Origin of the sequence: Photobacterium aquimaris (assembly GCF_002954455.1) — a bacterium.
Taxonomy (GTDB): domain Bacteria; phylum Pseudomonadota; class Gammaproteobacteria; order Enterobacterales; family Vibrionaceae; genus Photobacterium; species Photobacterium aquimaris.
Window position 1 is genome coordinate 2,231,116 of the sequence record NZ_MSCC01000001.1, and the last position, 7,299, is coordinate 2,238,414.

Below are 7,299 nucleotides of genomic sequence, written 5' to 3' on the forward strand. Positions count from 1 at the left end.
TTATGGCTCTTCATGAAGTAAACCGTCAATCTGAAAATGATCCAATCTTTGGTTCAGAAGCGATTAATAACGTTGCGGCAACTACCAAGCTACCACAGCAAGAACAAGCACCAAATGTGATCTATCAAATGATCCGTGATGAACTTTACCTTGATGGTAATGCTCGTCAAAACTTAGCAACATTTTGCCAAACATGGGAAGAAGATGAAGTTCATAAATTAATGGATCTTTCCATTGATAAGAACATGATCGATAAAGATGAATACCCTCAGTCCGCTGAAATTGAAGGCCGTTGTGTCCATATGTTAGCGGATTTATGGAATTCACCTGACTCAGTCACTACTGTCGGTACTTCAACCACCGGTTCAAGTGAAGCCTGTATGTTAGGTGGTTTGGCTGCATTATGGCGCTGGCGTGAAAAGCGTCGTGCTCTCGGTCAACCAACAGATAAACCAAACATGGTCTGTGGTCCAGTTCAAGTATGTTGGGAAAAATTTGCCCGCTACTGGGACGTTGAAATGCGTGAAACTAAAATGAACGACGGTCATTACTTCATGACCCCTGAAGACATGTTAGAGCTTGTTGACGCAAATACCATTATGGTTGTGCCTACTTTCGGCCAAACTTTTACCGGTTTATACGAAACAGTTAAACCATTATCTGATGCATTAGATACCTACGAACATGATACTGGTAACTCGATTGATATTCACGTTGATGGTGCAAGTGGTGCGATGCTAGCGCCGTTCTGTGCGCCTGATATTGAGCTTTGGGACTTCCGCCTAGAACGGGTTAAATCAATCAGTACTTCTGGCCACAAATTTGGCTTAGCACCATTAGGCTGTGGCTGGGTAGTATGGCGTAGCAAAGAAGATCTACCTGAAGGGTTAGTATTCCACGTTAACTACTTAGGTGGCGATATGCCAACTTTCGCGTTGAACTTCTCTCGTCCTGCGGGTCAAATCATCGCGCAATACTACAACTTCCTACGTTTAGGTTTTGAAGGTTATCAACGTATTCATAATGCAAGTTACGATGTATGTGAATATTTAGTCAAACAACTTAATAAATTTAATCTATTTGAATTTATCTTTGATGGTAACCGTGAAAAAGGGATCCCTGCAATTTCATGGCGTTTAAAAGCCGATGCTAATGTACCTTTCTCACTCTACGATCTTGCTGATCGTTTACGTACCCGTGGGTGGTTAGTGCCCGCATATACATTGCCAGCAAACGCTCAACAAATTATCGTTCAACGTATTTTAGTTAAACAAGGTCTAACTATTGATCTTGCTAATCTATTAATTGCTGACTTTACACGCTCTATTGAATTTCTTACTTCACATGCAGCCTCTCAATGTACTGCTAAAGACGTAAAAACATTTGATCATAGTGGTCGCTAATTAGCTTCACATCTATTTAAAATAAAAGGTTGGTTTTTCCAGCCTTTTATTTGACTAAAAATAATAAATAAAAGAATCGTCTTTCACTATCAATTTATAAATCAAATTTAACAATTATAAATTAACCATTCAATAAAACCTTCCGTTTATCTGCAACAAAACAACACATAGCCCCCCACAAACGGTCTAAAAAAACACAAACCATAGGTTTATCGTTCAATACTAGACCACAAAAAAATATTACTAAACGTATTATCAATAACAGTTATCAATCATCAAGATTACTTTAATTATTGATAAATATTCCACAAATATAAATATCAATGATTATATCTCTTAATTTACAGACTACTCTTTTGATGATTTTTCAAACATGTAATTTCAATATGAAATATTTAACTCATATTGAAAACCTAATTAAATGCATTAGATGCGCTAAATATAAGGTGGTTAACAATGACTTCTTCAATTAAAACGAAAAAAGGAGGGATCAGCATTTTCGCTCTCGCAATGTTAAACATTGTAGCAGTAGTGAGTTTGCGTGGTCTTCCAGCAGAAGCAGAATACGGATTGAGCTCCATTTTTTATTATATTTTTGCCGCCGTGGTGTTTCTGGTTCCTGTATCATTAGTCGCCGCTGAGCTTGCGACTGGTTGGTCTGAAAAAGGCGGTGTCTTCCGCTGGGTAGGTGAAGCCTTTGGTGCTCGAGTAGCATTAGTTGCCATTTTTATGCTATGGATTGAAGTGACGGTTTGGTTTCCGACTGCATTGACTTTTGGCTCTGTGTCTCTTGCATTTATGGGTCCCCATCAATCGTGGGACCAAGCATTATCCCAAAATAAATTCTTCGTACTGGGAATAGTATTAGCCATTTATTGGCTTGCAACTTTCATCGCTTTACGCGGTACCGCAGCCTTTTCTAAAGTGGCTAAATGGGGCGGCTTAATTGGTACTGTTATTCCTGGTATCGTATTAATCGTTTTAGGTTTCTCTTATCTGTTCTTCTCTGGCCGTCCACCGCAAGTGCAACTATCTTGGGATAATATTATTCCTGATTTTTCTAACTTTAATAACGTTGTTTTAGCGGCAAGTATCTTCTTGTTTTATGCCGGTATGGAAATGAACGCTATTCACGTTAAAGAAGTTGATGACGCGCCGCGAAACTACCCGATTGCAATTGCGATTGCAGCTATTGGTACAGTATGTGTATTCGTACTTGGTACACTAGCTATTGCTTTTGTTATTCCTCAACAAGACATCAGCTTAACTCAAAGTTTATTAGTGGCTTACAATGATATGTTTGCTTGGGCAGGTATTAGTTGGGCTGCACCAATTATGGCAGCATGTCTAGCATTAGGTGTACTTGCTGGGGTTGTTGGTTGGGTTGCAGGTCCTTCATCAGCATTACTTGTTGTAGCTAAAGGGGGTTATTTACCGCGCTTTTGGCAGTACACCAACAAAAATGGTATGGCAACCCATATCATGATGGCACAAGCATTCTTAGTAACCATTATTTCCGTTGTATTTGTAGTATTACCTTCGGTTCAAGCTGCTTATCAAATTCTAAGTCAGTTAACAGTCGTACTTTATCTGATTATGTACTTATTGATGTTTGCTGCAGCAATTCATTTACGTTACAGCCAACCTAACCGTCCTCGTCCATACAAAATCCCTGGTGGTGATATGGGCATGTGGATCATCGCAGGTGTTGGTTTTTCTGGCTCATTATTAGCATTCATCTTCTCTTTCATTCCACCAAGTCAAATTTCAGTGGGTAGCCCTGAAGAGTATATTGGCTTTTTAGTGGTGCTAACGGTGATATTTGTAGCTGTTCCATTATTTATTTACAAAGCCCGTCAACCGCACTGGAAAGATCCAACAGTCACTGACTTTGCGCCCTTTACTTGGGAAATTGAAGACACTCATCCAGGTATTATCAATCCATCAGACAAAGTAACTCATACATTAAATCAATAAGAGTTAAGGATGCGCCAAATGTCACCACTTAATGAAAAGCTTGCTGTCATTATGCAACAAGCACTGAATGAAGCAAAAACCAATAGCGACGGCGAAAACGCCTCCTATATTCCTTTTTTAGCTTCCGTACCGTCAGAATTAACAGGCTTAGCCTTTGTATCTGTGACAGGTGAGATAATTCAATTACAAGATGCCGATTATAAATTTGCCATTGAATCAATTTCAAAAATTATGACGCTTGGACTAGTGCTTGAACAATCAGGCGCCGATGCCCTGCACAGTAAAGTCGGTGCCGAGCCAACAGGAATGCCATTTAATTCTGTTTTGGCACTTGAATTACACCAAGGTAAACCCCTTACACCACTCGTCAATGCCGGTGCAATGGCAACAGTGAGTTTAGTTAAAGCGGCTGATAAAGAGCAACGCTGGCAGCAGATTTTGAACTTTCAATCTTTGCTAGCAAACAGCGAAATTTCGCTCTCTAACGAAGTCAATCAGTCTGAACAATCCACCAATACTCATAATCGTGCGATTGCATTGTTATTAGAATCATCGGGTCGTATGTACTCAGAGCCCCTTGAAGCTTGTGATGTTTATACTCGCCAATGTTCGACCCTCTTTAATGCAGTAGAACTGGCGACTGTAGGCGCAACTCTTGCCAATGGCGGTAAAAATCCATGCTCAGGCAAGCAAGTGATTCAAGCCGAAAACATTCCCCATATTCTTGCAGAGATGGCAATGGAAGGGCTTTACGACACCTCTGGTGACTGGGCTTATGATGTTGGTCTACCGGGTAAAAGCGGTGTTGGCGGTGGTTTATTAACGGTTATTCCAAACATTGGCGCACTGGCTGCATTTTCACCACGACTAGACCCATTTGGCAACAGTGTTCGTAGTCAACAAATGATTAAACATGTTACTCAAGCAATGGCTTGGAACTTATTTAGCAGTAAGCAACATTAAGGCAGGGAAAATTATGGCTCTTCATGAAGTAAACCGTCAATCTCAAAATGATCCAATCTTTGGTTCAAAAGCAACCCGTAACGTTGCAGCAACGACTAAACTACCACAGCAAGAACAAGCACCTAATGCTATTTATCAAATGATCCGTGACGAACTTTACCTTGATGGTAACGCCCGCCAAAACCTTGCTACTTTTTGTCAAACATGGGAAGAAGATGAAGTTCATAAATTAATGGATCTTTCCATTGATAAGAACATGATCGATAAAGATGAATACCCTCAATCTGCTGAAATAGAAGGCCGTTGTGTCCATATGTTAGCGGATTTATGGAATGCACCTGATTCAGTCACTACCGTTGGTACCTCAACCACAGGTTCAAGTGAAGCCTGTATGCTGGGTGGTTTGGCTGCATTGTGGCGCTGGCGTGAAAAGCGTCGTGCACTCGGTCAACCAACAGATAAACCCAATATGGTCTGCGGTCCGGTTCAAGTATGTTGGGAAAAATTTGCCCGCTACTGGGACGTTGAAATGCGCGAAACTAAAATGGATAACGGTCATTACTTTATGACCCCAGAAGACATGTTAGAACTGGTTGATGATAACACTATTATGGTTGTGCCTACTTTCGGCCAAACCTTTACTGGTTTATACGAAACAGTTAAACCATTATCTGATGCATTAGATACTTATGAACATGACACTGGTAACTCGATTGATATTCACGTTGATGGTGCAAGTGGTGCGATGCTAGCGCCGTTCTGTGCCCCTGATATTGAGCTTTGGGACTTCCGCCTAGAACGGGTTAAATCAATCAGTACTTCTGGCCACAAATTTGGTTTATCGCCATTAGGTGTTGGCTGGGTGGTATGGCGTAGTAAAGAAGATCTACCTGAAGGGTTAGTATTTCACGTTAACTACTTAGGTGGCGATATGCCAACTTTCGCGTTGAACTTCTCTCGTCCTGCGGGTCAAATTATATCTCAATACTATAATTTCCTACGTTTAGGTTTTGAAGGTTATCAACGTATTCACAGTGCTTGTTATGATGTCTGTGAAGACTTAGTTAAGGCATTGAATAAGTTTGAGCTATTTGAATTTATCTTTGATGGTAATCGTGAAACAGGGATCCCTGCAATTTCATGGCGTATTAAGCCTGAAGTTGAGTTACCGTTCTCACTCTATGATTTAGCCGATCGTCTACGAACTCGAGGCTGGTTAGTACCCGCATATTCACTACCCACCACGGGTAATGAAATCGTGATTCAGCGGATCTTAGTTAAACAAGGTTTTACAGCAGATCTTGCTAACTTATTAATTGCTGATTTCAAACGCTCGCTTGATTTTTTAAACTCTCATCCAACAGCACAGTGCACAGCTGATGATGCACAAAGCTTTGATCATAGCGGTCGCTAATATCAATAAAAGCAAAGGTTAGTTTAATACTGACCTTTGCTATTTTTGAAAACACTAACTTCACTATTTACTCTCCCATTTAATATCTAACATGCTAATATTTATAATTATAATAGAAACAATCACCACACTATAGGCGCATTAGATGTTTGTTCACACGATTGAAATCATCTGTATTATTGCCTTTGCTCTCAGCGCTGTTATTAGCGAAACCAATCGAGGCAAAGATATTGTTAGTGTCTTAGTCTTAGGCTGGGTAACGGCACTTGGTGGTGGTACTGTTCGTGATGTTATTTTATCAACCAATCAAGTTTTTTGGATCAAAGATCCATCTTACTTTTGGACGGCATTATTCGCGTCTATCTTTGGCTTTTTCTTCGCGCCTTACTTACGTAAAATTCGCGCGGAACGTTTAATTGTCATTCTTGATGCTATTGGTATCTCAATGTTCTCAGTATTAGTCACCAAAAACATGATTACTCAAGACTATGCCGCTTATGTTGCCATAACAATGGGAATGATCACCGCTATTTTTGGTGGTGTTGTGCGCGATATTATCGCCAGCCGTCCAACAATGTTCAATAATACTGAATTTTATGCAACTCCAGTAATTATTGGCTGTTCACTATATGTAATAATGGCACGCTGTGATATTAATACAGAAATTGCTGCATTAGTAAGCATTGCTTTTATCTTTGTTCTGCGCATGTATATTGTTATCAAGAAAAAAACCTTTCCTCATTATCTGATATTAAAATAATTCCATACATCGCAATTAGCAGTTACATCGTTGACATAACTTTTACAATAAACTCACCTTTTACTGTCATTTTTTTACTCCCAAAAGACCATACTGAACGATGTATTATTAGGAGTATCCAATGAATAAATGTCTCATCATTAGTCTTAGCACCATTATTGCCTTATCAAGCACCCTTACAGGTTGTAATGACAATGGTAAAAGCAATCCCAATCAAGCTAATATTCTCTCTGTCAAAGCTGTCACTAAAACGGTATCGATCCCGCATAAAGTTTGCGAGCAAGTGGCAGTTACTCATCACGCAGCAGTAAAAGACGAAAATAAATTAGTGGGTACTGGGTTAGGTGGTGCTATTGGTGGCGTATTGGGACATCAAATTGGTGGTGGTAAAGGTAAAACACTTGCTACAGTAGCAGGAGCCGTTGCTGGTCGTGCCGTTCAGGATAAATACCAAGCTGAAAATACCACGACCTCAATGGAGCAACGTTGCCATAATGAATACACTAAGAGCGATAAGATCGTTGGTTATGATGTGACGTATAGAATTGGTGATAAGCAGAATACTATTCGTATGGAAAAAGAGCCTACAAGTGATACTTTACCGGTCAAAAATGGTCACCTTGCTATTTAAACATCAGCGCGACCCCCAGCGTGTCAGGCCGCTAAGCTTACCAATAAAAAGTTAACCAACTGAACTACTACTCCACTGTCTCTATTCTGCATCATTTACGTTTATACAAACGTAAAAAAGCCCTAATCTTTCGATTAGGGCTTTTCTGTAT

At 40.0% G+C, this 7,299-nt stretch carries 6 protein-coding genes; all 6 read left to right on the top strand.

The annotated features are described in order from the left end of the window. Nucleotides 1–2 precede the first annotated feature (2 nt). The 6 genes from gad (BTN98_RS09775) to BTN98_RS09800 all read left to right on the top strand — a co-directional run bounded on the left by gad (BTN98_RS09775) (nt 3) and on the right by BTN98_RS09800 (nt 7,148). On the top strand, nt 3–1,403 hold the full coding sequence (gene gad, locus BTN98_RS09775; protein ID WP_060998797.1) for a glutamate decarboxylase: 1,401 nt from the start codon (nt 3–5) through the stop codon (nt 1,401–1,403). A 456-nt stretch (nt 1,404–1,859) separates the two neighbouring features. Beyond that, entirely contained in the window at nt 1,860–3,380 is a 1,521-nt protein-coding gene (gene gadC, locus BTN98_RS09780) for a glutamine/gamma-aminobutyrate antiporter GadC (protein WP_082732180.1), read from the top strand. An 18-nt stretch (nt 3,381–3,398) separates the two neighbouring features. After that, nucleotides 3,399–4,343: a glutaminase A gene (gene glsA / locus BTN98_RS09785; protein WP_060998798.1), complete on the top strand. Its 945-nt coding sequence runs from the start codon at nt 3,399–3,401 to the stop codon at nt 4,341–4,343. A gap of 13 nt (nt 4,344–4,356) precedes the next feature. Continuing rightward, nucleotides 4,357–5,757: a glutamate decarboxylase gene (gad, locus tag BTN98_RS09790; protein ID WP_060998803.1), complete on the top strand. Its 1,401-nt coding sequence runs from the start codon at nt 4,357–4,359 to the stop codon at nt 5,755–5,757. A gap of 145 nt (nt 5,758–5,902) precedes the next feature. Further along, entirely contained in the window at nt 5,903–6,517 is a 615-nt protein-coding gene (locus BTN98_RS09795; protein WP_060998799.1) for a trimeric intracellular cation channel family protein, read from the top strand. Between the two features lie 121 nt (nt 6,518–6,638). After that, nucleotides 6,639–7,148 (top strand): glycine zipper 2TM domain-containing protein, encoded by a 510-nt coding sequence (locus tag BTN98_RS09800; protein WP_060998800.1) that lies wholly within the window; start codon nt 6,639–6,641, stop codon nt 7,146–7,148. The last annotated feature ends 151 nt before the right edge of the window (nt 7,149–7,299 follow it).